This is a genomic window from Comamonas sp. SCN 65-56 (genome assembly GCF_001724135.1).
Taxonomy (GTDB): Bacteria; Pseudomonadota; Gammaproteobacteria; order Burkholderiales; family Burkholderiaceae_C; genus Comamonas_C.
In genome coordinates, this window is the sequence record NZ_MEDS01000020.1 from 30,492 (window position 1) to 55,371 (window position 24,880).

A 24,880-nucleotide genomic window follows, 5' to 3' on the forward strand; every position below is an offset into this window, starting at 1 on the left:
CGTGCCCACCCTCCCGCAGCAACGCACGCAGCAATACCTCCTCGCCCGCCAGCAGCACCCTGCCTGGCTGCTGCTGGCCTCGCGCCGCGGGCCGCTGATGCTGAGTGCGCTCGAATCACTGCTGGAGCACCAACCCGGCGGCGTGCCGCTGGAGCAGGCGGTGCAGGCCCTGGCCGAGCTGCTGGGCGCGCATGCCAACGACAGCAGCTTTGAGATCGACGCTGCCGACCTGCCCGTCCAGGCGCGGCGCGAGCTGCGCGAATGGACACGCCGTGGCCTGATCACCGAGCGCGAAGGGCTGATCCACGAGACCGACGCGCTCAAGACCGCGCTGCGCTTTGTCGCGCAGCTCGATCAGTGCATGATGACTTCCACCGCCTCGCGCCTGGCCGTGGTGCAGCGCGAGATCGACCACCTGGCCGCGCAGCTCGACCCCGACCCGGCCAGCCGCGCCGCGCACCTGCAGCGGCGCATAGACGACTTGCAGTGGCAGCTGGAGGAGGTGCGCGCTGGGCGCGTTGCGCCGCTCAGCGACGCGCAGGCCGTCGAGGGCATCCGCGAGGTCTATGCCCTGGCCACCAGCCTGCGCGCCGACTTTCGCCGCGTGGAGGACTCCTGGCGCGCCGCCGACCGGGCGCTGCGCCAAGCCATCTTGAGCGCCCAGCAGCACCGCGGCAGCGTAGTCGATCAACTGCTGGACGGCCACGCTCAGCTGCTCAGCACCCAGGAGGGGCGGGTGTTCGAGGGCTTTCAGCAGCAGCTGCACCAGCAGGCCGAGCTGGCCCATATGCGCGCACGCATCCGCGCCATCTTGGCGCACCCGGCCACCGCGCAGGCGCTGGACGATTTGCAGCGCAGTGCCCTGCAGGTGCTGACCGGCCAGCTCATCAAAGAGGCCAAGGTGGTGCAGGCCGTGCGCGCGCGCAGCGAGCGCGAAGTCAGCCAGTTCATGAAAATCGGCCAGGCGGCGGAGAACCAGCGCGTGGGCCAATTGCTCAACGACATCCTGCAGCAGGCCCTGCAGGTGGACTGGCAGCGCCAGGCCGTGCGCCGCTCCAGCGCGCCACTGCCACCCCTGGGCGTGGCGTTGGCCAACCTGCCACTGATCGAGCGCCTGCGCGTCAAGTCGCTGGACGGCGGCGCCCAGGCCGAGCTGCTGCTGACCACGCAATACGCCGACCTGGACCAGGTGGAGGGCGAGTTCTGGCAGGCCTTCGAAGGGCTGGATCGGCGCGTGCTGCTGGAGCAGACCTTGCAGGTGCTGGAGCAGGCCAATCAGCCCATGACCCTGGCCGCCCTGGCCCAGGCCCTGCCGCCGGGCGCGCACGACCTGGAAACCCTGGCCCTGTGGTTGGCCCTGGCGCGTGAAGCGGGGGGCGAGTGGGATGTGAGGCAGGTAGAGCAGATCACCACGCAGGATGGGCCGGGCACGTGGTGCTTTACCGTGCCCCGGGCGGTGCTGGAGGCCGAGGCGCTGCGTGGGGTGGATGCGGATTGGTAATCTGCAAAGTCATTCAAGGGTAGGCTTCGTCTTGCTTCAAGAGGATCGCATGACAAATTCCGTTTTCATACAGCGCGTGGTGTTGCGCAGCTATAAAAGCATTGCCAAATGCGATATCCGCCTGCATCCACTCACCTATCTTGTGGGACAAAACGGCGCAGGGAAAAGCAATTTTCTGGATGCATTGCACTTTGTGCGCGATGCACTGACGGGGTCACTGGACAACGCCCTCAGTGAGCGCGGCGGATTGAACGAGGTTCGCCGCCGCTCCAGCGGCCATCCCAACCATATTGGCATTCGCCTGGAGTTCCGCCTCAAGGACGGACGTGAAGGCTGGTACGCCTTTCGCATCGGTGCATTGGCGAGCGGCGGCCATGAAGTGCAGAACGAGGAATGCGTCATCGGCGGAATGGGTAAAGGGCCTTTTTTCCGCATCGCAAAAGGACAGTTGCAAGGCAGCAGCGAAACCACGTTTCCCGCAGTCACCAGTGACCGACTGGCCTTGGTGGCTGTATCGGGCTTGACCGTATTTCGGCCTGTCTTTGATGGCTTGACAGCCATGGGCTTCTACAACCTGAATCCCAAGACCATGCGTGAGCTGCAAAAACCCCAAGATGGCCGCCTGCTCAAACCCGTAGGGGAAAACATTGCCAGTGTGATCAATCATCTGCAACGGGTGGCTCCGGATCGCATGCAGTCCATCAAAGACTATTTGCAATTGGTGGCGCCCATGGTGCAAGGATTGGAGCGCATTGCCATCGGCCCTATGGAAACACTGGAATTCCGCCAGAAAGTAGTTGGCGCACAGCATCCCTGGCGCTTTCTGGCGCAAAACATGTCTGACGGGACTTTGCGTGCCCTGGGTGTATTAACGGCTTTGCTCCAAAACAATGCGGATTATTCGCCGACGGTGATTGGAATTGAAGAGCCTGAAACGGCGCTGCACCCAGCGGCCAGTTCAGCGCTGCGTGAAGTCCTGGGGCAAGCGGCCCTGCACACTCAAGTCTTGGTGACCAGCCACAGCCCAGATCTCCTGGACGACCACGGCATCCCCCCAGATGCGATTCTTGCCGTGGTGTCTGAAGATGGAGAAACAAAGATAGCCCCCTTGGACGCAGCATCGCGACAAATGCTGCGCGAGCATTTGTTTTCTGCCGGGGAATTGCTGCGCCTGAACCAATTGAGCCCTGATCGCAGAATCATTGAGCAACAGGACAAGTCACAGGCTGAGTTGTTTGGAGAGACGCACTCATGATCTCCATCGCAACCATCGTGGAGGGAGATGGAGAAGTGGCCGCCTTGCCCATCGTGCTGCGCCGACTGGCCAATGAATGGGCGCCGGAGACCCTCGTCAATCCATTGCCACCCATCCGGGTGCGACGGGACAGGTTCATTCAAAAGGAGGAGGAGTTTCGCCGTCAATTGCTGCTGGCTGCCGCTAAAAGCGGGGATGACGGATGGATTTTGATTCTGCTCGATGCCGATGACGATTGCCCCGCACGCCTCGGACAAGACCTGTATCAGCGCGCCCTGCAGCATGCACCACACCGACGTGTATCAGTGGTGTTGGCGAATCGCGAATTTGAAGCGTGGTTCATCGCCGCAGCCCTCTCCTTGGATGGCGCAAGGGGCTTCTCGATGACCACCCATCGGGTGATCGAGGCAGAAGTGCCGCGCGATGCGAAAGGATGGATGCGGGAACGGATGGCGGGTGGCATCTACCGCCCCCTGCTCGATCAGCCTGCGTTTGCCGCAAGGTTTGATTTGAAACAGGCCTTTGACAACAGTCGATCCTTCCGCAAGCTGTGCAAGGAGTGGAAACACCATGTCTCGCAGCGCGTCTGAAATGTTCCCTGCCACCCCCGACATCTTCGACCAATGGGCCAGCGCCACACCCGCACCTGAGGCTGCCCCCACCCCCACCAACACCCCACCCGAGCCCACGCCAGAAACCGCCGCCACCCCCCTGGCCCTGCGCCGCGCGGTGCAAGAGCTGCTGAAAATGGGCCTGCTCGAGCAAGCCGCCAAGCCGCTGCTGTTTCGCCAAATCACCAGCGCCACGGCGCGGGTGGATGCGCTGCTGGAGCCGCTGGATTTGCGCGTGCAAGTGGACGACCTGCGCGGCCTGGCCTTTGTCAGCGTGGCGGGCGACTACCAGGGCGAGGGCGACGAGGGCGACGAATGGACGCACCCGCTGGTGCGCCGCCAGCGCCTGACGCTGGAGCAGTCGCTCTTGCTGGCCATCTTGCGGCGCGAGTTTTTGCAGCGCGAACAAGAGGGAGGTCTGGGCGTGCCGGTGTACACCACCGTCGATGCGCTGCTGCCGCAGCTGGAGATTTACCTGGGTGCCACCGGCAGCGACTTGCAAGAACGCAAGCGCCTGCTGAACCTGCTGGAGAACCTGCGCGGCCACGGCGTAGTGTCGGAGGTGGACGGCAGCGAGCGCCTGCTGATCCGCCCCATGATCGTACACTTGGCTAACCCCGAAAACCTGCAAGCGCTGCTGCAGCAGCTGCGCGAAGCCAGCGCCGCAACCCCGGAGGGCAGCGCATGAATGGCTACCGCCTTCACAGCCTGCACCTGTACAACTGGGGCGCTTTTGCTGGCCGCCACCAAGCGCATATCGACGCGGGCAACACGGCGGTCATCGGCCCCACCGGCAGCGGCAAGACCACGCTGATCGACGCGCTGATGACGCTCTTGTGCCAGCATCCGCGCTACAACCTGGCATCGACTGGCGGGCACGAGAGCGACCGCGACCTGGTCAGCTACGTGCGCGGTGCCACTGGCCCGGGCGGCGGCGATGACGGCAGCGAGCACATCGCGCGCAGTGGCCGCTGCGTGACCGGCATTGCGGCGCAGCTGGTGCGCGGCGACAACGCGGCTGATAGCCTGCTCATCGGCGCGATTTTGTGGTTTGACGGCAGCAGCTCCAGCCTGGCCGACATGGGGCGGCGCTGGTGCCTGGCCCAGGGCAGCGGCCACAGCCTGGATCTGTGGCTGGAGGAGCACCACAGCGGCGGCGCACGCGCCTTGGCGCGGCTGGAGAAAAACACCGACGGCCTGAGCTTCTACAACAGCAAGTCCGCCTACCTGGCGCGGCTGCAGCGCTTTTTCGAGGTCGGCCCCAACGCCTTCACCCTGCTCAACCGCGCCGCCGGGCTCAAGCAGCTCAACAGCATCGACGAGATCTTTCGCGAGCTGGTGCTCGACGACCACAGCGCCTTTGACGATGCGTTGCAGGTAGCGGCCAGCTTTGACGAACTGGCCGCCATCCACGCCGAGCTGGAGTTGGCCAACCGCCAATACCTGGCCCTGCTGCCGCTGCGCGAACTGGCGGCGCAAGAGGCCGCGCAGCACCGCCAGCTAAAGCAGCAGCGCGCCCTGCACGCCGCGCTGCCGCACTGGTTTGCCACGCAGGGCGCGCAGCTGTGGGGCACGCGCCTGGCCGAGTTGAATGCCGCCCTGGCCAGCGCCGAGCGCCAAATCACCGACGCCGAGGCTGCGCAGCAAGCGGCCGAGAGCGCCGCACACATCCTGCTCGAGGCCTATCTGCGCTGCGGCGGCGGCGATGTGCAGCTGCTGCAAGGCCACACGGCCCAGCTGCACCAGCTGCTGGCGCAGCGCCAGACGGCGCAGGCCAGCTACCGCCTGCTGGCGCGCAACCTGGGCTTGGGCGAGGTGGCCGCGCCCAGCGCGCAGCTCTTGGCCGAGCACCAGCAGCAGGCTGCGCCCGCGCTGGCGCAGCTGGCCGACGAGCAGCGCGCCCTGCAAGAGGCCACCGAGCAGGCCGTGACCGACGAGCGCAACGCCCACGCCGCGCTGCAGGCCCTGCACGCCGAGCAGCAGGCCGTGCGCCAACGCCCGGGCTCGAATCTGCCGCTCGAGTTCACGCAGTTTCGCGCCGACCTGGCCGCGCAGCTGCAACTGCCGGCCGAGGCCCTGCCCTTCGTCGCCGAGCTGGTCGAAGTGCCGCCCAGTGAGCGCGCCTGGCGCGGCGCCATCGAACGCGCCCTGGGCAGCCAGCGTCTGCGCCTGCTGGTGCCACACGCCGCCATGGGCGACGCACTGGCCTGGGTGAACGCACGCCACAACCGGCTGCATGTGCGCCTGCTGGAGGTGCGCGAGGTGGCCGCGCCCGCCAGCTTTTGGGCCGACGGCTTTGCGCGCAAGCTGCGCCTCAAGCCCCACGCCCACAGCAGCGCGCTGCGCCAGCTGCTGGCCGAGGTGGACCGCCACTGCGTGGGAAGCCCCGAGACCCTGCGCGCAACGCCTCACGCCATGACACGCGAGGGCCTGATGTCTGGCCGCGCCCAGCACTTTGACAAACAGGACCAGCGCCGCATCGACCAGGACTGGATGACTGGCTTTGACAACCGCCACCGCCTGGCGCAGTTGCAGCAAAGCATTACCAGCAGCGAAACTGCCTGGCAAATACTACAAAAACAGAAGCAAACATCTCAATCTACACAAGCGCTATCGGTACAAAAACACCAACTTTGGCAGCAGCTGCAAGCGCTGCAATGGCAAGACCTGGACGCCGCCAGCGCCAGCGCCCAACTGGCGCAGTCGCAGCAGCGCCTGGCCGCGCTGCTGGACCCGCAGTCCGACGCCGCCCAGGCCAAGGCACGCTACGAGGCCGCGCAGCAGCACAGCCAGGCCGCCGCCCAGGCGCTGCGCATCCTGCAAGCCGAGCAGGCCGCGCTGCACGAGCGCCAGCGCAGCGCCCAGGCGCGCCAGACCGATTGCGCCGAGCGCCTGGCGCAGCTCGATACCGACAGCACGCCCTGGCAGGACGCCATCGCCGCGCTCTTGCCCGAGCCGCCCAGCTGCGAGCACATCGAGCGCCAGGAGCGCCAGATCGAAGCCGCCACGCGCCAGACGCTGGAGCAGCAAGGCCAGCGCCTGGCCGAGCTGCAAAAAGACATCATCCGCCAGATGGCGCGTGCGCAAAAAGAAGACCGCGGCGCACTCGCCGAGCTGCTGCAAGAGGTGGAGGCCATGCCGCCCTACCTGGCGCGCCTGCAAACCCTGGAAGAAGAAGCCCTGCCGGACAAACGCCAGCGCTTTCAGGACTACCTGAACAACGCCAGCGACCAGGGCGTAAGCACGCTGCTGTCGGGCATAGACGCGCAGGTGACCGAAATCAGCGAGCGCATAGACCAGCTCAACCACACCCTGGCGCGGGTGGATTTTCAGCCCGGGCGCTACCTGCAACTGGCGCCGCAGGCCGTTCTGCATCCCAGCCTGCAACAGCTCACCCAAGCCATGGCGCGGCTGCGCAGCGAGCGCCTGCAAAGCAGCGACGAGGACGGCGGTCAGCGCCACTACCAGGCGCTGCAAACCCTGGTGGAGCTGCTGCGCGAACACGCCAGCAACCGCCGCACCAAGGCCGCGCAGGCGCTGCTGGACGCACGCTACCGCCTGCAATTTGCCGTGCATGTGCTCGACCGCGCCAGCGGTCAGGTGCTGGAACGCCGCACCGGTTCGCAGGGCGGCAGCGGCGGCGAGAAGGAAATCATCGCCAGCTACGTACTTACCGCCTCGCTCAGCTACGCCCTGTGCCCGCCCGGGCGCAGTCAGCCGCTGTTTGCCAGCATCGTGCTCGACGAGGCTTTCTCCAAAAGCTCACAAACCGTGGCCGCACGCATCATCCAGGCGCTGCGCGAATTCGGCCTGCACGCACTCTTCGTCACGCCCAACAAAGAGCTGCGCCTGCTGCGCAACCACACCCGCAGCGCCGTGGTGGTGCACCGCACGGGGCAGCGGGCCACGCTGGCGTCGCTCAGTTGGGAGGAGTTGGGGGAGAGGGCGCGGAGGATGCAAAGCACCCGCTGAACCTTGTCGGACCGTAGCCTTTTGGCTACAATTGCACCATGTACACCGTCCTGGAAACCGAGGCCTTTGTCCAGTGGGTGAATGCCATCAAGGACATGCCCACGCGCATCCGCCTGCGCCGCCGGGTCAACAAGGCTCGTCTCGGCAATCTGGGAGACGTGAGACCCCTGGGCAATGGTGTTTGGGAGATGCGCGAGTTTTTTGGCCCAGGCTGGCGCATGTACTACTTGCAACGCGGTCAGGTGTTGATCGTCATGCTCGGTGGTGGCGACAAATCCAGCCAGCAGCACGACATCGTCGCCGCCAAAGCCATTGCCGCCACCCTTGCCAAGGAGCTTGCCCCATGAGTCGCACACAGACCCGCCCCTTCGACATGGCCAATCACCTGGCCAGCGAAGAAGAAATTGCCGAATACCTGCGTCAGGTACTCGAAGATGGTGACCCTGCCGAGCTCGCCGGCGCACTGGGCGACATTGCCCGCGCCCGTGGCATGACGCAGCTGGCGCGCGACACTGGCTTGTCGCGCGAGAGCCTGTACAAAAGCCTTTCCGGCGAGCGTGCGCCCAACTCGGACACGCTGTTCAAGGTCCTGCACGCCATGGGTCTCAAGCTGACGCTGGCAAAGGTCTGAGGATGGCCGCGGAGAAAAATTTGATGAAATCAGGCAATAGCGCCCAACCACCAAGCGCCACCAGCTCCACTTCCAATAGTAAATGAAATCCCCCGCCGCCCTGGCCCGGCAGCTGGCGCGCCAATGGCAGCAGGCCGATTGGCGCGAGCGCTATCTGCTCAACGCCCAAGGGGCCTGGCCGCTGCGCTTGACCATTGGCCTGCCCAGCGCGCACCACTTCCAGCACGACAGCGCGCAGCTGCGCCAGCATGTGCAGCAGTGGCGCGCCGTGGTCGCAGAAGAGCTGGGCGAGGTGCAGTGGGAAAGCCGCAGCTACCGTGGCGGCAGCCAGCCGGTGGAGCTGCCCACGCACTGGCTGCTGCCTCGGCCGTCGGCGGCGCTGGCGGCCATCGTTCAGTACTGCGGGGCCGAGGGCGCTCAGCTACGGATCGAGCATCAGGCCCTGGCCGCCGTGCTGGCGGCGGTGGATGCGCGTTTTCACCGCCTGCTGCTGCGCCGTCTGGCGCTGTGGCGCGGCACGCCGGTGCAGGTGGTCATTCAGGCCGCGCACATCGCCCTGCAGCTGCGGCCGGGCTGCGCCCACGGCCTGCCGCTGCGCGCCCTGACGGTGGCGGGCAACGACAGCAAGTTTTTTGAGCGCCACGACGCGCTCATCACCGCGCTGCTCGACGTGTTGTTTGACGAGGCGGCAAGCAGGCAGGGGCTGGTGGCCTTTCTGGGTGCCAGCGCCGAGGATGAGCACTGGCTGCTGGTCGCCCCGCTGGCCCCCGGTCTGCTGCCCTTTGTGCGCCAGCGCGTGCCCACCACCGAGCTGGCGCGCCAGCCGCTGCCCGGCACGCATGTCCTGCTGGTGGAAAACGAACGCTGCCTGCACCTGCTGCCCCAAGCTTTGGCGGGCTGCGTGGCCATTCTGGGCGCGGGGCTGGACCTGGCCTGGCTGGCCTCTGCGCCCTGGCTGCAGCAGCGCCGTGTGGCCTACTGGGGCGACATCGACACTTGGGGCCTGCACATGCTGGCCAGCGCACGCGGCCATGTGCCGCAGCTGCAGGCGCTGCTGATGGACCGCGCCACCTTTGACGCCCACCCGGGCTGCACCGTGGCCGAGCCGCAGCCGGCGCCAGAGCCAGAGCCCGGCACCGGAACCCTGCTGCCAGAGGAGATGACACTGGATGCACATCTGCGCAGCCTTGTGCATGGCCGACTGGAGCAGGAGTTTTTGCGGTCCGCGCTTGTCATGCAGACCGTGCGGACTTGGGGGTGTCCTGCATGACCCCGTGGTCTGTGGCGTATGGCGTCGGGCGGTCTGTCATCACCGCACGCGCATGACCAGCGCGATGCCCAGCAGCAGCCAGGGCGCGCCGATGACGCTGGTGAACAGGCTTTTGCCGTAGAGCGCGCTCCAGGTGTGGATGCGCGCCAGTGACGGATGGCCGACATCAAAAACCACCTTCACGCTGGAGCCGACGGGGCGCTCCTTGGGCGAGGGGTTGCACCAGTCGTCGGTGAATCGATGCGTCGAGCCCGCGTGCGAAAACTCGACAACGGCACACAGGCGCCGCCCCACCTTGCCGAAATACCCTTGGCGTTCGTACGTGACGATGGTGCCCGGCGCGGTCGATCCCTTGCTCGCCAGGTGCATGGCATCGGCGGCCAGCTTCGCGCCATAGCCCGTGATGAACAGCCCCGGGAGGCAAAACACGAGAAAGAAGATGATCCTCAGTCTGGATTTCATCGCCATGGCCGACCTCTTCGTGCGACAGATCAAGTCTGCGCGATTGTGCCTGCCGACCCGGACCCGGCAGCTTCGTTGCGTGACCCCGCGGGCTCAGCGCATCACGCTGGCATCGACATGCATGAGCGAGAGCGCAAACCGCTGCCCCGCCAGGTAATCTTCCATGCTCTTGAGCAGCAGCGGGCTGCGGTGGCGCTCCCGGCAGGCACGGATTTCCTGCGGCGTCATCCACACCGTGCGCACGATGCCGGTATCCAGCTGGCGCCAGGCGTGGTGCGACAGCAGCCGCCCGCAGAAGGCAAAGCGCAGGTAGGTGATGTCCTCGCCGGTGCGCGTCTTGGTGAAGCGGTTGAGATAAACGCCTACCAGCGCCTCGGGCGCGAAATCCCAGGCGGCCTCTTCCAGCACCTCGCGCGCGCAGCCCTGTGCGGGAGATTCACCCGGCTCCAGGTGGCCCGCCGGGTTGTTGAGCTTGAGGCCGTCGCTGGTTTCTTCCTCCACCAGCAGAAAGCGGCCGCCCTGCTCCAGCACCGCCGCGACGGTGACATGTGGTTTCCAGCGGTCAATCGCCCCCGATGGCATGCCTGCCCCTCAAAAATTCAGCGGAACTTGGGCAGGTGAAACTGCGGCGGCACGCCCAGGCGGGTGTTGATGACCCACTGCTGCGCGATCGACAGCAGGTTGTTGGTGAGCCAGTACAGCACCAGGCCGGCCGGGAACATGAAGAACATGAAGCTGAACGCCAGCGGCATGATCCACATCATCTTGGCCTGCATCGGGTCGGGCGGCGCGGGGTTCAGCGCCGTCTGCAGCAGCGTGGAAAGCGTCATGAGGATGGGCAGGATGAAGTACGGGTCCTTGGTGGACAGGTCCGTCACCCAGCCGATCCAGGGCGCATGGCGCATCTCGACGGTGGACAGCAGCACCCAGTACAGCGCAATGAACACCGGGATCTGGATCGCGATTGGCAGGCAGCCGCCCAGCGGATTGACCTTTTCCTCGCGGTAGATGGCCATCATTTCCTGCTGCATCTGCTGCGGCTTGTCCTTTAGACGCGTGCGCATCTCCTGGATGCGCGGGTTCAGCGCCTTCATCTTGGCCATGCTCGAATACGCCTTGGCGTTGAGCCAGTAGAACATCAGCTTGAGCAGCACCACCAGGCCGACGATGGACCAGCCCCAGTTGCCCAGCACGCTGTGGATCTTGTCCAGCAGCCAGTACAGCGGTTTGGCGAGGATGGTCAGGTAGCCGTAGTCCTTGATCAGCTCCAGGCCCGGCGCCAGGTTCTCCAGCACCTTCTCCACCTGCGGGCCGACGAACAGGCGCGCATCGATGGCTTTGGTCTGGCCGGGAGCGAGCTCGCCAAACGGCGTGATTTCCTGCACGCGGTAGCAGCAGTCGGGCGCCGGCGCGCCGATGTCGGCAGCGTCCACGCGCAGTTCGCGCGGTGTGCCGTCGGGCAGCAGCCAGGCGGTGGCAAAGTAATGCTGCACCATGGCGATGTAGCCATCGGTGGACTCCGCCGGAATGGCGACCTTCTTTTCCTTGATTTCCTTGAACGTGATCTTCTGGTACTTCTTGGCGCCGGTATAGATCGCCGGGCCAGTGAAGGTGGAATAGAAGGGTACCGTGCCGTCGGGCTGGTTGCCGTCGCGCACCAGCTGCAGGTACAGCTTGGGGGCTACGGGCGCCGCGCCGGTGTTGACGATCTCGTGGCGCACGCCGATGGCGTACTCGCCGCGCTTGAGGGTGTAGGTCTTGACCAGCTTCACGCCACCCAGGTCGGGCGATTCAAAGCGCACGGTGAGCTCGTTGTCACCGGCCTTGAGCTCGCGCGGGCCGGGCGCGATGTGCATGAAGGTCTTGTGCGTGGGAAAAGCGCCGCCGATCAGGCCGGTCTGCGCCACGTAGACATGCTTGCTGTCGTCTTCCAGCAGTACAAAGGGTTTGGGGTCGTCCTGGCTGCCCTTGTGGTGCAGCAGCTCGCCTCCGACCAGCGAACCACCCTGGTTGTCAAAGGTCAGCTTGAGCAGATCGGTGGTGACGGTGACTTGTTCATGCGCGACTGCGGGCTCGTTACTGGCGGGCGCGACAGCCGGGGCGGCGCCGGCGGAGGGCTGCGCGGCCGGGGTGACGCTGGCGGTACTGGTGGGTGCTGCAGGCGTGGGCGCCGCCGTGCCGGCCACGGTCTGCGTGGTGGGCGAGGGGAAGAAGGTGGCCTGCCTGCCGTTGAAGACCTGCCACTTGTCCCACAGCAGGACCATGGAGAAGCCGAAGATGACCCACAGGATGGTGCGGCGGATGTCGTTCATGGATAGGGATGTGTCAGGTGTGGGGGGCGTCTTTGGCGCCTGTCCAGCGGGAAAACAGTCGCAGCTCGCGCGGCAGCTCGGCGGGCACCGGGTCGTGGCCGCCGTCGCACCAGGGGTGGCAGCGCGCGATGCGCCTGAGCGTGAGGTAGCTGCCCGCGGCGGCGCCGTGCTGTTGTAGTGCCTGCAGCGAATAGTTGGAACAGGTCGGCTCGAACCGGCAGCTGCCGCCCAGCCAGGGGCTGAGCAAGAGCTGGTAGCCGCGCACCAGCGCCATGAGCAGCCGGCGCATCATGGTTTGGCAGCACGCACCAGCGTGCGGGCAAACAGCTGCTGCAGCTCGGCGCGCAGTGCACGCTTGAGCGCCACCGAGGTGGCGCTCACGAAAGTCGTGCGATCGAACGCCGAGCGCAGGCGCACCACATAGGCGGCCTGCGGCAAACGCGCATCCCACTGCCGGGCCAGGGCGTAGATCTGGCGCCGGATGGTGTTGCGCGTCACGGCACGGCGCGCCCAGCGTTTGGGCACCAGGGCGCCCAAGCTGGCGCCTTCCGGTGCAAACAGCGGATGCGGCGATTCCAGCGCCAGGCAATGCAGCGCGAAATGCGCCGTACGGGCGATGGTGCCAGCCGCCATGGTGGCCTGGAACTGGGGGCGCGTCTTCAGCCGGTGCATGCGGCAACGGCCTGAATGGGCGCTGCGTGGGCAACCTGCCTCATACGGTTTCGCCTTCAAACGTATGACTGTGCGGGTTCGCCTTGTCGTGCGACAGCACTGTCCGCGGCTTCCCGCCGTGTTCTACGCTTGAATGCAAAGCCGTATCAGACGGCCAGGCGCTTGCGGCCCTTGGCGCGGCGGGCGTTGATCACGGCGCGGCCGCCCTTGGTCTTCATGCGCACGAGAAAACCGTGGGTACGGGCGCGGCGCGTCTTCGATGGCTGGTAGGTACGTTTCATGGTCTGTCCTTGGAAGTTCAGTGGCGCTTGGCTTGGCCTCTTGACCCGCGCTTGGCAAGCCACGCCGACCCAGGCGCGCAAAGAGGCGCCTGGCGCCCTCTACTTGGGTAACCCCTGAACATTCAGGGAAAACGGGAGATTATCGCAGCTCGCTCGCCGGCGCGCAAATATTTTTGCCGCGGCGCGCTGGTGCCCGGCTGCAACCGGACGCTTTCGGCTTGTGGATAACTCGGTCGGAGGCGCTAGAATGACCGGTCTTGCTTCCCGCTTTCAGACAACTAGAAGAACTGCCCCGATGTACGAGGGACTCCCGCTTTCCCCATCCTCCCAGAAGCCGTCCGCAAAGCCTGCGGCGGATGCTGGCGAGCGCCTTTGGCAGGCATGTCTTGCCTTGCTGGCACAGCAATTGCCCGAGCAGCAGTTCAACACCTGGATCAGGCCGCTCAAGGCGCAGGTGGCGCCCGATCTTTCTCGCGTCACCTTGTTCGTGGCGAACCGCTTCAAGCTCGACTGGGTGCGCGCCCAGCATGCCGGCCAGATCGCCGCGGTGCTGCAGGAGACGTATGGCGGGCCGGTGCAGCTGGAGCTGGCGGTGGCGCCGCACCGCGGCGGCGCTGCCAAGCGCAGTGCGGCGCGTGCCGAGCCGCCAGCGCAGGAAACCGTGCCCGAGCCGCAGGAAGAAGCCGCGCCGCCCACGGGTGCGGGCTCGGGATCGCGCCTGAACCCGCAGCTCACCTTTGCCACGCTGGTCGAGGGCACGGCCAACCGCATGGCGCGCTCGGCGGCGATGCATGTCGCGGCGCAGCCGGGGCAGATGTACAACCCGCTCTTCATCTACGGCGGCGTGGGCCTGGGCAAGACGCATTTGATGCATGCCGTGGGCAACCAGTTGCTGCACGACCGCCCGGGCGCCCGGGTGCGCTACATCCACGCCGAGCAGTTCGTCTCGGACGTGGTGCGGGCGGTGCGCCACAACGCTTTTGACGCGTTCAAGCAGGGCTACCACTCGCTCGATCTGCTCTTGATCGACGACGTGCAGTTCTTCGCCAACAAGGAGCGCACGCAAGAGGAATTTTTCAACGCCTTCGAGGCGCTGCTGGCCAAGAAGAGCCACATCGTGATGACGTCGGACACCTACCCCAAGGGCCTGACCAACATCCATGAGCGCCTGGTCTCGCGTTTTGACGCCGGCCTGTCGGTGGCGATCGAGCCGCCCGAGCTGGAAATGCGCGTGGCCATTCTCATCAACAAGGCGCAGGCCGAAGGCGCGCAGATGCCCGAGGAGGTGGCGTTTTTCGTTGCCAAGAACGTGCGCTCCAACGTGCGTGAACTGGAGGGTGCGCTGCGCAAGGTGCTGGCCTATGCGCGCTTCAACCAGAAAGCGATTTCCATCGACGTGGCGCGCGAGGCGCTGCGCGATTTGCTCAGCATCCAGAACCGCCAGATCAGCGTCGAGAACATCCAGAAAACGGTCGCCGACTACTACAAGATCAAGGTCGCCGACATGTACAGCAAAAAGCGCCCGGCCAGCATTGCCCGCCCGCGCCAGATCGCGATGTACCTGGCCAAGGAACTGACGCAGAAAAGCCTGCCCGAAATCGGCGAGCTGTTTGGCGGGCGCGACCACACCACGGTGTTGCACGCGGTACGCAAGATCGGCGGCGAGCGCCAGCAATTCACCGAACTCAACCAGGAGCTGCACGTGCTCGAGCAGACCCTCAAGGGTTGACGGATTTCCCCTCCACCATTCGTTTCACCGAGGTTTACCCGATGATTGTCCTGAAGAGCACCCAAGACAAATTCCTGTCCGTCCTGCAGGCGGTCTCCGGCATCGTCGAGCGCCGCCATACGGTGCCGATTCTTGCCAACGTGCTCATTCAGAAAACCGGCAACGCGCTGCAGTTCACCACCAGCGACCAGGAAATCCAGATCCGCACCACGGCCGATCTCGGCGGGGATACCGGCGAGTTCGCCACCACGGTGGGCGCACGCAAGTTGATCGACATCCTGAAGACCCTGCCGGGCGACCAGACGGTGAGCCTGGATTCCGGCCCGTCCAAACTGGTGCTCAAGGGCGGCAAGAGCCGCTTCACCATGCACACGCTGCCGGCCGAGGATTTCCCGCTGGTGCAGGAATCGGCGAATTTCGGCCCCGTCTTCAGCGTGCCGCAGAAGGTGCTCAAGGAATTGCTCGCGCAGGTCTCGTTTGCGATGGCGGTGCAGGACATCCGCTATTACCTCAACGGCATCCTCTTCGTCGCCGAGGGCAAGACGCTTTCGCTCGTGGCGACCGACGGCCACCGCCTGGCGTTCACCGCCGCCGATCTGGAGGTGGAAGTGCCCAAGCAGGAGGTGATCCTGCCGCGCAAGACCGTGCTCGAGCTGCAGCGCCTGCTGTCGGACGCCGATGGCGCGATCCAGATGCAGTTTGCCGGCAACCAGGCGCGCTTCACTTTTGGCGGTATGGAGTTCGTCACCAAACTGGTCGAAGGCAAATTCCCCGATTACAACCGCGTGATTCCGCGCAATTACCAGAGCTCGATCACGCTCGGCCGCGCACCGCTGCTGGCCAGCCTGCAGCGCTCGGCCATCATGACGAGCGAGAAGTTCAAGGGCGTGCGCCTGAACATCGAGCCCGGCTCGCTGCGCGTGTCCAGCAACAACGCCGAGCAGGAAGAAGCGCAGGACGAGCTCGATATCGACTACGGCGGCGAGCCGATCGAGATCGGCTTCAACGTGACCTACCTCATCGATGCCCTGGTCAGCATGGGGCAGGAGATGGTGCGCATCGACATGCTCGACGGCAACAGCTCCGTGGTGTTCCAGATTCCGGGCAACGAGCATTTCAAATATGTCGTGATGCCCATGAGAATTTGATAGCTGTTCGCGCTTATTGGACAAGCGCTGGAACCATATTTGATTGATATTTGATGGGATGTGCAGACATTCCCGAAAAACCGTCGCATGACTGAAGAGAACCACAACGAGCCGCACCACGAGGCACCCAACGGCCCCGGCAATGCCAGCGGCTACGGCGAATCCGCGATCCAGATCCTCGAAGGCCTGGAGGCGGTGCGCAAGCGCCCCGGCATGTACATCGGCGACACGTCCGACGGCACAGGGCTGCACCATTTGGTGTTCGAGGTGGTGGACAACTCCATCGACGAGGCGCTGGCCGGGTATTGCGACGACATCGCCGTCACCATCCACGCCGACGGTTCCTTGAGCGTGACCGACAACGGCCGCGGCATCCCCACCGGCGTGAAGATGGACGACAAGCACGAGCCCAAGCGCTCGGCCGCCGAAATCGCGCTGACGGAATTGCACGCGGGTGGCAAGTTCAACCAGAACAGCTACAAGGTCTCGGGCGGGCTGCACGGCGTCGGCGTCTCCTGCGTCAACGCCCTCAGCAAATGGCTGCGTCTGACGGTGCGCCGCGAAGGCCAGGTGCACCAGATCGAATTCGCGCGCGGCTTCGTGCAAAACCGCGCGATCGAGGTGGTGGACGGCTTCGAGACCTCGCCGATGAAGATCACCGGCATCACCGAAGACCGCGGCACGGCGGTGCGCTTTCTGCCCGACGTGGAAATCTTCGGCGACAACCACGATTTCCATTACGACACGCTGGCCAAGCGCCTGCGCGAACTCTCGTTCCTCAACAACGGCGTGCGCATCCGCCTGATCGATGAGCGCACCGGCAAGGAAGACGATTTTTCTGGCGCCGGCGGCGTGCTCGGCTTCGTCAAATTCATCAGCACTGGCAAGAAGGTGCTGCACCCGACGCCATTTCACGCCAGCGGCACGCGCGCGGCCGAGACCTACGGCGGCATCCCCGGCACCGAGATTGGCGTCGAGGTCGCGATGCAGTGGAACGACGGCTACAACGAGCAGGTGCTGTGTTTCACCAACAACATCCCGCAGCGTGATGGCGGCACCCACCTGACCGGCCTGCGCGCGGCGATGACGCGCGTGATCGGCAAGTACATCGCCGACAACGAACTGGCCAAGAAGGCCAAGGTGGACGTGACCGGTGACGACATGCGCGAAGGCCTGTGCTGCGTGCTCTCCGTGAAAGTGCCCGAGCCCAAGTTCAGCAGCCAGACCAAGGACAAGCTGGTTTCCAGCGAAGTGCGCGCGCCGGTCGAGGACATCGTCGGCAAGCTGCTGACCGACTACCTCGAAGAAAAACCCAACGACGCGAAAATTTTGTGCGGCAAAATCGTCGAAGCCGCCCGCGCCCGCGAAGCCGCGCGCAAGGCGCGCGAGATGACGCGGCGCAAGGGCGTCTTGGACGGCATGGGTATGCCCGGCAAGCTGGCGGATTGCCAGGAGAAAGACCCGGCGCTGTGCGAGATCTACATCGTCGAGGGTGATTCCGCCGGCGGCAGCGCCAAGCAGGGGCGCGACCGCAAGTTCCAGGCCATCCTGCCGCTGCGCGGCAAGATTTTGAACGTGGAAAAGGCGCGCTATGAAAAGCTCCTGTCCAGCCAGGAAATCATCACCCTGATCACGGCGCTTGGCACCGGCATAGGCCGCGCCGCCAGCGACGACGAGAACGGCAACGGCAAGAGCAGCGGCGCCGACGATTTCGACATCGCCAAGCTGCGCTACCACCGCGTGATCCTGATGACCGACGCCGACGTGGACGGCGCGCACATCCGCACGCTGCTGCTCACGTTTTTCTACCGCCAGATGCCCGAGCTGGTCGAGCGCGGCCATGTCTACATCGCCCAGCCGCCGCTGTACAAGGTGAAGAACGGCAAGGAAGAGCTGTACCTGAAAGACGGCCCGGCGCTCGATCAATTCCTGCTGCGCGTGGCGCTGGTGGGCGCCAGCGTGAGCACCGGTGGCGACGCGCCCCGCGTGCTCGCGGGCACCGAACTGGCCGATCTGGCGCGCGAGCACCAGCGCATGGAAGCCATCATCGAGCGCCTCTCGGCCTACATGGATGCAGAAGCCCTGCGCGCCGTGGCCGACGGCGTGGCGCTCGACCTCTCCAGCATGGAAGCCGCGCAGGCCAGCGCCCAGCGCCTGCAGGACAAGCTGCGCGAGCTTGACAACGCCGGTACCGAGGCGACGGTGAGCGCCGAAACCGATCCGCGCCACGGTGGCCTGCTGCTGCGCATCAGCCGCCACCACCACGGCAACATCAAGAGCAGCGTGCTGCCCCACGACTTCGTCACCGGCAGCGACTACGAAGCGCTGGCCGACGGCGCGCGGCACTTTCACGGCCTGCTTGCCGAAGGCGCCAAGGTGATGCGCGGCGAGGGTGACAAGAAAAAAGAAGAAAAAGTGTCAGATTTCAGGCAGGCCATGCGCTGGCTGCTATCTGAAGCAGAGCGCACCACCAGCCGCCAGCGCTACAAAGGCTTGGGCGAAATGAACCCCGAGCAACTCTGGGACACGACGATGGACCCGGCCACGCGCCGCATGCTGCGCGTGCAGGTGACCGACGCGGTCGAGGCCGACCAGGTCTTCACCATGCTGATGGGCGACGACGTCGAGCCGCGGCGCGAGTTCATCGAAACCAACGCGCTGCACGCGGGCAATATCGACGTGTGAGAGTACTTGTAGAGAGACGCATATGGTGAGAAAGTGAACCCCAAAAGCTGAGAAAGCTCGGGTTCATGCTCATGCACCTGCTCTGTGCTGAAGCCCTGGTCGGGAACACCCGTCCGGGGCTTTTTTATACTTGGCGTCCTCTCTTGAAGGCATCGGCTTCCGTGGTGGCATCGGGCACGCGTTCGCGACCCAGGTCAATGCCCACAAAGCGGCGCAGACTGGCGCTGTCATACAGGGCCTCCTCGCACGCCAGATCGGCCAGGTTGAACCAGTGTTGCAGGAAATGGATGCGCAGCATCCGCTCCAGGCCAATGGGCGGGCGGCCATTGCCTGCCTTGGGGTAGTGCGGCTCTATCACCTGGCACAGCGCGGCCCACGGCACGATGGCATCCATGGCTTGCAAAAACTCTTCGCGTCGGGTGGGCTTGCGCGGTTGCTCGAATCCGCTGTCTTGATCTGCGGCCATTGCCAAGGTCTGCTGCTTCATGTGCAGATAACGGTTTAAACCCCACAACGGTGGACCTTAATCAGCATTGCCTTAACAACGCTCTCCACCGCATATGGATATAGAGCGGCGAGCCAACTCTGCGCGCTACGAATGTCATACGAAGTGATCCAGCGGTCATCGCTTTCGATGACCGCCGCTTTTTGTCCTACCCAGCCCTCGAAGTCTGCGAAGGCGGATACTTAGGAACTAGATTTGCGAGAGTGGGGCCCTCTTAGTCAACCTCGAAGCTTTGCATACTGGTATGTGGCCCTTTCCATCTCAAGGAAGCCTGCGACCGATGTCGGATCCGCGAACGGAAAAATTTGGGTTGCCCAATATCCACCGACACCATTCTTCCGATCAATCCAATAGTAGAGGTTTGCAAGACCAGCCCACGCTAGCGATCCTGCGGGCCTCCCGGTTGGTGCAGGCTCCTCATTGATCATGAATGTGAGTGCCCAGGTCTTGGGCATACCTGGGAAAAACTCAGCGTCGTTAGACAATCGCGGCTTTGACACTGGAAGGATCGACTTCGCTGTGTTGGTTGCGCCCACGCCAGGCAACATCTTGATGTGCATTCCCTTAGGCAGATGATTGCGGGATGCCATCTCAACGGTCTCAGGCCGCAAAATCTGCTCGCCGCTATCGCTGCGGCCGTCATTGAGCCACATGCGGATGAATTTCACATAATCTGTCGCAGTACCGTAAAGGCCGTGTCCTCCCATGTGGAGCTCCGGCTCCTGGGGCAATGTCACCCCGTCAAGCGGAATGAGTGATCCATCGCCATCTTCGCGAGCGTGGATCGTTGCCTGCCTAGCCTTCATAGATGGAGTCATCGTAAAAGCTGTGTCATTCATCCCGAGAGGGCCCAGGATCCTTGTCTGCATCACTTCACCGAGGCGCCTGCCAGTGATGGCCTCGACCACCATACCAGCCCAGTCGATGCTGGTACCGTACTCCCACTGCTCTCCTGGATCAAACAGCAACGGCGTCTTGATGGACTTCCATGACGCGTCTACCACCCAGGGCTGGCCTTGTCCGTTTGCGAGACGTGTGTACGTCTCATTGAAGAAATCGTAGGCAAAGCCGGCCGTGTGCGTTAGCAAATGACGCGTCGTCACGTCACGTCGAGGAGCGCGCAATTTCGGCTTCCCCTCGCTATCGAAGCCCTCAATCACCTGAATGTCTCCGAGTTGAGACACGTATTCTTTGGCAGGAGCGTCAAGATCGAGAAGACCGTCCTCCACCAACTGCAGGCAAGCTGTACCAGCAATAGCCTTGGTAGTCGAGAAGATTGCACACACTGTGTCAGGTTCGAATGGTTCACCTGTCCCTGTATTCCGTACACCGCGAGAACCTTGATAGATGGTGCCTAGGCGGTCGGTCACGGCTGCGGATACTCCTGGCACGCGAGTTGTACCCGTCGTTACCCCGTCTAGAACAGCATCAATCGCTTTCGTAAAGTCTGTCATTTTTGTCTCCTCCGGCCTTTCAAGTCACCGCCAAGATTCAGGTGCCGGTCTTCAAGACTCGTGGCGCACCTCAGGCAAAATTCCTGAGGTGCAATCAGCGTAACAATCTAAAGGTGCGTCGATAACCGCCGAGCGGCGCCCTGTGGCGGTGTTATCCCCCGCCATTTGGCGGTTTGCGCTAGCGGTCGCCAGGGGCGGGAAGATCAAGCACGGTTGAGTGCCGAACGCGCCATGCTAGAAATGCAAGGCCGATACGGGTGCGACCAATGCCGTCTGTTGGGTCAAACGAGAGCAGATCCCGCATAACATCGATACGCGCTTGCATCGTGCTGTGATGGACGTCGGCAACGCGCGATGCATCGCGTATTGATGCCGAACGAAGGAGGGCATCGAGAGTGCGTGCAGCCCACGGGTACTCCATAACGGCTTCCAGTTCCTCGACGTCAATCAGTGGTTGATCGACCGAGCATTGGGAGAGAATTTCGACCAACCCACCGTAGTCGTCTGCCAGGACAAGGGGGACCTCGGGGGGCTGGCACAGGCGCAGGCTGACTAGCGCAGTAGAGAACGATCTATGAAGATTGTCGATTCCCATCGCCACCCCGATCCCGCAGGGACTTGCGCCGATGTGCGTAGCATCTGCGCGCAGCACGCAAACATGCAGTGGACCTAGGCTCGAGGACACGACATCTTCCAGAAGCACTGGGTGCTGATTCCAGGTCGCGAATAGTGGCAAGGTAGCCACGCGATACCGCTGGGTCGTTGCCAAACCAAACCTTGCAGCAGTTGCCCGGCGTTGCTTTGGGTCGACAGCGGCATCTAACAGATCGCCGAGACGAGGCAAAGACTCCTCCATCCTCCGGCCTGTGCGTGTTGCCAGTGCTAAAGCCAAACGCTCAAGAACTATTGCGTCGTTGACATGGGCGCCCCCCTCCCGCTCTAGCCAGACTGTCAGGCCATCTGTCTCAAGGGCACTCGCCCACACCGGCATCCCCCCCTCACCGAGCAGATGCCCGCTCGGCGAAACTCGCATCTTGCGAGCGGACTCCTGATCAAAGCAGCCAGCAACACAACCCGAGAGAGAAGCGGCAGCCCCCAGTAGTCCATGTATGTTTACTCTGCCCCGGACCAATTCGTCGAAACACGCGACAACCCTTAACGCCAGGCTAGCGTTTGGATCGAGGGTCCTCAATCGAGCAAGAAGTTCCTGCATATGCCCCCTAATCTCCCAGGATGCGCGACATCCACGCCCGGCGTGTTTCGATCATGCCACGGGACAAAGCGGTATGGGGTGCGAAGATGTCGAACGCGTGAAAACCGCCGGGCCACACATGAAGCTCGGCCTGACCACCAGCGTTCCAGAGAGCGTCTGCATACGCGACTGTCTCATCTCGAAAGATTTCTGCACTACCAACATCAAGAAACGCGGGTGGCAGGTCATGCAAATCGGTCGCACGTGCAGGCGCGGCGTATGGCGAAACATCTGGACCGCCTCGCGCTTCGCCAAGGAGTGCCGTCCAGCCAGTCTCGTTGCTTACACGATCCCATACGCCCATCCCGTCAAACTGGAGGGTGGACTTTGTTAATCCTCGATCATCTAGCATCGGGTAGTCTAGTAACTGACCGCAAAGTCGAGGTCCGTCACGATCTCGCGCAGCAAGGGCTGCACCAGCGGCCAACCCGCCGCCGGCGCTGGCTCCCGCAATCATCAGTCGGTCGCTCCGCACACCTAGAGATTCCGCGTGGGATGCCATCCACTCCAGTGCCGCATACACATCTTCTCGTGGATAAGGATCACTATGCTCTGGAGCGAGTCGATACTCAATCGATACAAGAATGACTCCTAGCAGCTCTACAAAGTCAATCATTCGATCCAGCCCGCTGAATCGATCGCCAAACATAAGCCCCCCGGAATGCACAAATAGAAGGCCAGGACGCCGTCCGGAAGCCCTCTTATGGCGAAAGACTGACGCCGTCAGACCGTACCCCCCATACCCGTCAAATACTCGATCCTCGTACTGGATGGGGCGGTCCGCAATCAGCGCGTCAGGAGGCAGACCTGCGTATGACAAGCGCATAAAGTCGATCAGGTCAGGAGTGATGGTCGGCGGAAACATACCCCCTACGACCGCCAAGCTCGCTCGAAGCTCCGGATCAAAAGCTGGTCGGTCGATGTGAGCCCGTCGGTCCAGACGCCGGATCATCACCATTGTGTGCTCGCTCATCTCCTGTCCTCGAAGCTGGCTATATGAATCGCCTCGGCTTTCGAGGAGGCCGATTGGTTTAAGTTGACACTTCTGTCGAGGTGTCGCTGGCGGCGAGTTGCCTCCAGTAGTTTGCCTCAGCTTCTGCCGGAGGGATGCCCCCAATCGGCGTGAGCAGTCGGACGTGGTTGAACCAGTGTACTCATTGCAGGGTGGCCAGTTTCACGGATTCCCTGGTCTTCCAAGGTCCCCGGCGGTGAATCAACTCGGCCTTGTACAGAGATGGTCTCGGCCAGCGCGTTGTCATAGCTGTCTCCCCTGCTGCCCACCGAAGGTTGTATGCCCGTCTGGTCCAAGCGTTCGGTGTAGCGTATGGAAACGTACTGACTGCCCCTGTCGGAATGGTGCGTCAATGCATGAGCCGCAGGCTGACGGTCGTACAAGGCCTGCTCCAGGGCATCGAGCACGAAGTCCGTTTGCATGCTGCGGCTGACCCGCCAGCCCACGATGCGCCGGGCGTACACGTCCACCACGAAGGCCACGTACAGCCAGCCCTGCCAGGTGGAGACGTAGGTGAAGTCCGACACCCACAGCTCGTTGGGGCGGCTGGCATGGATGTGCCGGTTGACGTGGTCCAGCGGGCACCGCGCCGATGTGCCCGGCGTGGTGGTGCGCACCGTCTTGCCGCGGCGTGCCCCTTGCAAGCCCATGGCACGCATCAGTCGCTCGACCGTGCAGCGCGCCACCGGGATGCCCTCGCGGCTCATCTGCAGCCAGACCTTGTCGGCCCCGTAGACCTGCCAGTTGGCGTGCCACACGCGCTGGATGTCGGCCTTCAAGCCCTCGTCACGCTGGGCGCGTTGACTGCGCAGTTGCGGGTTGCGTTGTCGGGCTGCGTGGCGCCAATAACACGACGGGGCCATCTGCAGCACCCGGCAGATGGGCTCGACCCCGTAGTCATCACGGTGGCGGTCGATGTAGGCCTTCACGATTTGAGTCGGCGGTCGAGCTCCGCCTGCGCGAAAAATGGGCGTCTGCCGTGGTGGTGCCGGGGCGCTGGCCGCTGTCGACCTCGGCCTTCTTGACCCAGTCGTTCAAGGTCTGCGGCACGCAGCCAATCTTGGGGGCAATCGATTCAATCGCTGCCCACAGCGACGGGTAGTCGGCTCGGTGCTCCTGCACCGGGCGTGTCCGAATTTTTGTGTAAACGGGTCGGACTTCAATTGACGGAGATGCGGTCTCCGAACTGAATGGTAAAGCGGGTCAGCGCGGCCTTCCAATCCCGGATGGGCATGGTCCACTTCTGGCTGATGTTGCGCAGCGCCAGGTAGAACAGCTTGGTCAGCGCCTCGTCGCTGGGGAACGAGCCCCGGTTCTTGGTCAGCTTCCTCAGGCTCATGTTCACCGACTCGATGGCATTGGTGGTGTAGATGACCTTGCGGATTTCCGGCGGGTAGTCAAAGAACGGGGTCAAGCGGCTCCAGTTCCTGCGCCAGGACTGGCCGATGGGCAGGTACTCGTCATCCCAGCGGGCCTCGAATTCACCGAGCATCAGCTCGGCCTCTTCGGCGGTGGTGGCCGTGTAGATGCGGCGCAGGTCGGCCGCCACCTCTTTGCGGCGCTTCCATGAGACGTAGTTCAGGCTGTGGCGCACCATGTGAACGATGCACAGTTGCACAACCGCCTGGGGGAAGACGGCCTCGATGGCGTCAGGAAAGCCCTTGAGCCCATCGACGTAGGCGATGAAGATGTCCTGCACGCCCCGGTTGCGCAACTCGGTGACCACCTGCAGCCAGAACTTGGCGCCCTCGGTCTGGGCCAGCCACAGGCCCAGCACCTCCTTGTCGCCCGTCATGGTGATGCCGATGGCCAGGTACACCGCCTTGACCCGCACCGCGCCCTCGCGCACCTTCACATGGATGCAGTCCAGATAGACGATGGGATAAATCGGCTCCAGCGGTCGGGCCTGCCAGGCCTTGACCTCGTCGGCCACGGCATCTGTCACCGAGGAAATCAGGCTGGGTGAGACCTCGGTGCCGTACATCTCTTCGAGGTGGGCCTGTATCTCGCGCACCGTCATGCCACGGGCGTACAGCGAGATGATTTTGTCGTCGAAGCCGGCCCAGCGGGTCTGGTGCTTGGGGATGAGCTGAGGCTCGAAGCTGCCATGGCGGTCGCGTGGCACTTC

21 protein-coding genes, 2 pseudogenes and 1 other annotated feature are annotated in these 24,880 nt (G+C 63.9%); of the genes and pseudogenes, 11 read left to right on the forward strand and 12 right to left on the reverse strand.

Translation table 11 applies throughout. From position 1 onward, the window contains the following. Position 1 precedes the first annotated feature (1 nt). From ABS45_RS11690 to ABS45_RS11725, 8 genes are all read left to right on the forward strand, one after another. Positions 2-1,501 (forward strand): DUF3375 domain-containing protein, encoded by a 1,500-nt coding sequence (locus ABS45_RS11690; protein ID WP_291555704.1) that lies wholly within the window; start codon positions 2-4, stop codon positions 1,499-1,501. 49 nt (positions 1,502-1,550) lie between these two features. After that, positions 1,551-2,756: an AAA family ATPase gene (locus tag ABS45_RS11695; protein ID WP_291555705.1), complete on the forward strand. Its 1,206-nt coding sequence runs from the start codon at positions 1,551-1,553 to the stop codon at positions 2,754-2,756. Further along, the gene (locus tag ABS45_RS11700; protein WP_291555706.1) at positions 2,753-3,346 is read left to right on the forward strand and encodes a DUF4276 family protein; all 594 of its coding nucleotides are present in this window, start codon (positions 2,753-2,755) and stop codon (positions 3,344-3,346) included. The genes ABS45_RS11695 and ABS45_RS11700 overlap by 4 nt, the downstream gene beginning before the upstream one ends. Next, positions 3,327-4,055: a DUF4194 domain-containing protein gene (locus ABS45_RS11705; protein WP_291555707.1), complete on the forward strand. Its 729-nt coding sequence runs from the start codon at positions 3,327-3,329 to the stop codon at positions 4,053-4,055. Before ABS45_RS11700 ends, ABS45_RS11705 begins: the two co-directional genes overlap by 20 nt. Continuing rightward, positions 4,052-7,339 (forward strand): ATP-binding protein, encoded by a 3,288-nt coding sequence (locus tag ABS45_RS11710; protein ID WP_291555708.1) that lies wholly within the window; start codon positions 4,052-4,054, stop codon positions 7,337-7,339. The genes ABS45_RS11705 and ABS45_RS11710 overlap by 4 nt, the downstream gene beginning before the upstream one ends. Before the next feature lie 38 nt (positions 7,340-7,377). After that, complete coding sequence (locus ABS45_RS11715) at positions 7,378-7,686, forward strand: type II toxin-antitoxin system RelE/ParE family toxin (protein ID WP_291555709.1); 309 nt, start codon at positions 7,378-7,380, stop codon at positions 7,684-7,686. After that, positions 7,683-7,970 carry an addiction module antidote protein gene (locus ABS45_RS11720; protein WP_291555710.1) on the forward strand — a complete coding sequence of 96 codons (288 nt, stop codon included), beginning with the start codon at positions 7,683-7,685 and terminating at the stop codon, positions 7,968-7,970. Before ABS45_RS11715 ends, ABS45_RS11720 begins: the two co-directional genes overlap by 4 nt. Before the next feature lie 82 nt (positions 7,971-8,052). Further along, positions 8,053-9,240: a Wadjet anti-phage system protein JetD domain-containing protein gene (locus ABS45_RS11725; protein WP_291555711.1), complete on the forward strand. Its 1,188-nt coding sequence runs from the start codon at positions 8,053-8,055 to the stop codon at positions 9,238-9,240. A 39-nt stretch (positions 9,241-9,279) separates the two neighbouring features. Here ABS45_RS11725 and ABS45_RS11730 read toward each other — a convergent pair whose 3' ends face one another. From ABS45_RS11730 to rpmH, 6 genes are all read right to left on the reverse strand, one after another. Next, positions 9,280-9,708: a DUF3592 domain-containing protein gene (locus tag ABS45_RS11730; protein ID WP_291555712.1), complete on the reverse strand. Its 429-nt coding sequence runs from the start codon at positions 9,706-9,708 to the stop codon at positions 9,280-9,282. An 87-nt stretch (positions 9,709-9,795) separates the two neighbouring features. Beyond that, positions 9,796-10,284 (reverse strand): NUDIX hydrolase, encoded by a 489-nt coding sequence (locus ABS45_RS11735; protein WP_291555713.1) that lies wholly within the window; start codon positions 10,282-10,284, stop codon positions 9,796-9,798. A 17-nt stretch (positions 10,285-10,301) separates the two neighbouring features. Continuing rightward, the gene (gene yidC / locus ABS45_RS11740; RefSeq protein ID WP_291555714.1) at positions 10,302-12,014 is read right to left on the reverse strand and encodes a membrane protein insertase YidC; all 1,713 of its coding nucleotides are present in this window, start codon (positions 12,012-12,014) and stop codon (positions 10,302-10,304) included. A 13-nt stretch (positions 12,015-12,027) separates the two neighbouring features. After that, on the reverse strand, positions 12,028-12,306 hold the full coding sequence (gene yidD, locus ABS45_RS11745; RefSeq protein WP_291555715.1) for a membrane protein insertion efficiency factor YidD: 279 nt from the start codon (positions 12,304-12,306) through the stop codon (positions 12,028-12,030). Beyond that, the gene (locus tag ABS45_RS11750) at positions 12,303-12,686 is read right to left on the reverse strand and encodes a ribonuclease P protein component (protein WP_291555716.1); all 384 of its coding nucleotides are present in this window, start codon (positions 12,684-12,686) and stop codon (positions 12,303-12,305) included. Before ABS45_RS11750 ends, yidD begins: the two co-directional genes overlap by 4 nt. A gap of 146 nt (positions 12,687-12,832) precedes the next feature. Next, a complete protein-coding gene (gene rpmH, locus ABS45_RS11755) occupies positions 12,833-12,967 on the reverse strand; it encodes a 50S ribosomal protein L34 (protein ID WP_012207856.1) in 135 nt (44 codons plus the stop codon). Positions 12,968-13,262: 295 nt separating this feature from the next. Here rpmH and dnaA point away from each other — a divergent pair, with 295 nt between their 5' ends. The 3 genes from dnaA (at position 13,263) to gyrB (ending at position 18,529) form a co-directional block, all read left to right on the forward strand. Then, positions 13,263-14,696, forward strand: coding sequence for a chromosomal replication initiator protein DnaA (dnaA, locus tag ABS45_RS11760; protein WP_291555717.1), 1,434 nt, complete (start codon positions 13,263-13,265; stop codon positions 14,694-14,696). A gap of 41 nt (positions 14,697-14,737) precedes the next feature. Further along, positions 14,738-15,844, forward strand: coding sequence for a DNA polymerase III subunit beta (gene dnaN, locus ABS45_RS11765; RefSeq protein WP_291555718.1), 1,107 nt, complete (start codon positions 14,738-14,740; stop codon positions 15,842-15,844). Between the two features lie 87 nt (positions 15,845-15,931). Then, on the forward strand, positions 15,932-18,529 hold the full coding sequence (gene gyrB, locus ABS45_RS11770; protein ID WP_291555719.1) for a DNA topoisomerase (ATP-hydrolyzing) subunit B: 2,598 nt from the start codon (positions 15,932-15,934) through the stop codon (positions 18,527-18,529). 160 nt (positions 18,530-18,689) lie between these two features. On the opposite strand, the pseudogene ABS45_RS11775 reads toward gyrB, so the two are convergent. The 6 genes and pseudogenes from ABS45_RS11775 to ABS45_RS11800 all read right to left on the reverse strand — a co-directional run. Continuing rightward, positions 18,690-19,016 (reverse strand): annotated as a pseudogene (locus ABS45_RS11775) (transposase); the annotation flags it as partial. Between the two features lie 236 nt (positions 19,017-19,252). Beyond that, complete coding sequence (locus tag ABS45_RS11780) at positions 19,253-20,488, reverse strand: serine hydrolase domain-containing protein (RefSeq protein ID WP_291555720.1); 1,236 nt, start codon at positions 20,486-20,488, stop codon at positions 19,253-19,255. 178 nt (positions 20,489-20,666) lie between these two features. Continuing rightward, the gene (locus ABS45_RS11785; RefSeq protein ID WP_291555721.1) at positions 20,667-21,140 is read right to left on the reverse strand and encodes a helix-turn-helix domain-containing protein; all 474 of its coding nucleotides are present in this window, start codon (positions 21,138-21,140) and stop codon (positions 20,667-20,669) included. Positions 21,141-21,708: 568 nt separating this feature from the next. Then, the gene (locus tag ABS45_RS11790) at positions 21,709-22,713 is read right to left on the reverse strand and encodes an alpha/beta hydrolase (protein ID WP_291555722.1); all 1,005 of its coding nucleotides are present in this window, start codon (positions 22,711-22,713) and stop codon (positions 21,709-21,711) included. A 58-nt stretch (positions 22,714-22,771) separates the two neighbouring features. Then, positions 22,772-23,916, reverse strand: a pseudogene (locus ABS45_RS11795) (IS3 family transposase). After that, positions 23,607-23,723 (reverse strand) — a sequence feature (AL1L pseudoknot). (Overlaps the previous pseudogene by 117 nt.) Then, the coding region (locus ABS45_RS11800; protein ID WP_291555723.1) for an IS256 family transposase at positions 23,912-24,880 on the reverse strand (969 nt) is incomplete at its 5' end. The gene ABS45_RS11800 and the pseudogene ABS45_RS11795, both read right to left, overlap by 5 nt.

Excerpts from the sequence above, each read along its gene's own strand:
- ABS45_RS11720 (WP_291555710.1), top strand. The coding sequence starts at position 7,683 with ATGAGTCGCACACAGACCCGCCCCTTCGACATGGCCAATCACCTGGCC.
- ABS45_RS11700 (WP_291555706.1), top strand. The coding sequence starts at position 2,753 with ATGATCTCCATCGCAACCATCGTGGAGGGAGATGGAGAAGTGGCCGCC.
- dnaN (WP_291555718.1), top strand. The coding sequence starts at position 14,738 with ATGATTGTCCTGAAGAGCACCCAAGACAAATTCCTGTCCGTCCTGCAG.
- gyrB (WP_291555719.1), top strand. The coding sequence starts at position 15,932 with ATGACTGAAGAGAACCACAACGAGCCGCACCACGAGGCACCCAACGGC.
- ABS45_RS11725 (WP_291555711.1), top strand. The coding sequence starts at position 8,053 with ATGAAATCCCCCGCCGCCCTGGCCCGGCAGCTGGCGCGCCAATGGCAG.
- ABS45_RS11710 (WP_291555708.1), top strand. The coding sequence starts at position 4,052 with ATGAATGGCTACCGCCTTCACAGCCTGCACCTGTACAACTGGGGCGCT.
- ABS45_RS11735 (WP_291555713.1), bottom strand. The coding sequence starts at position 10,284 with ATGCCATCGGGGGCGATTGACCGCTGGAAACCACATGTCACCGTCGCG.
- yidC (WP_291555714.1), bottom strand. The coding sequence starts at position 12,014 with ATGAACGACATCCGCCGCACCATCCTGTGGGTCATCTTCGGCTTCTCC.
- ABS45_RS11780 (WP_291555720.1), bottom strand. The coding sequence starts at position 20,488 with ATGACAGACTTTACGAAAGCGATTGATGCTGTTCTAGACGGGGTAACG.
- rpmH (WP_012207856.1), bottom strand. The coding sequence starts at position 12,967 with ATGAAACGTACCTACCAGCCATCGAAGACGCGCCGCGCCCGTACCCAC.
- ABS45_RS11715 (WP_291555709.1), top strand. The coding sequence starts at position 7,378 with ATGTACACCGTCCTGGAAACCGAGGCCTTTGTCCAGTGGGTGAATGCC.
- ABS45_RS11750 (WP_291555716.1), bottom strand. The coding sequence starts at position 12,686 with ATGCACCGGCTGAAGACGCGCCCCCAGTTCCAGGCCACCATGGCGGCT.
- ABS45_RS11790 (WP_291555722.1), bottom strand. The coding sequence starts at position 22,713 with ATGAGCGAGCACACAATGGTGATGATCCGGCGTCTGGACCGACGGGCT.
- ABS45_RS11695 (WP_291555705.1), top strand. The coding sequence starts at position 1,551 with ATGACAAATTCCGTTTTCATACAGCGCGTGGTGTTGCGCAGCTATAAA.
- ABS45_RS11705 (WP_291555707.1), top strand. The coding sequence starts at position 3,327 with ATGTCTCGCAGCGCGTCTGAAATGTTCCCTGCCACCCCCGACATCTTC.
- yidD (WP_291555715.1), bottom strand. The coding sequence starts at position 12,306 with ATGATGCGCCGGCTGCTCATGGCGCTGGTGCGCGGCTACCAGCTCTTG.
- dnaA (WP_291555717.1), top strand. The coding sequence starts at position 13,263 with ATGTACGAGGGACTCCCGCTTTCCCCATCCTCCCAGAAGCCGTCCGCA.
- ABS45_RS11730 (WP_291555712.1), bottom strand. The coding sequence starts at position 9,708 with ATGGCGATGAAATCCAGACTGAGGATCATCTTCTTTCTCGTGTTTTGC.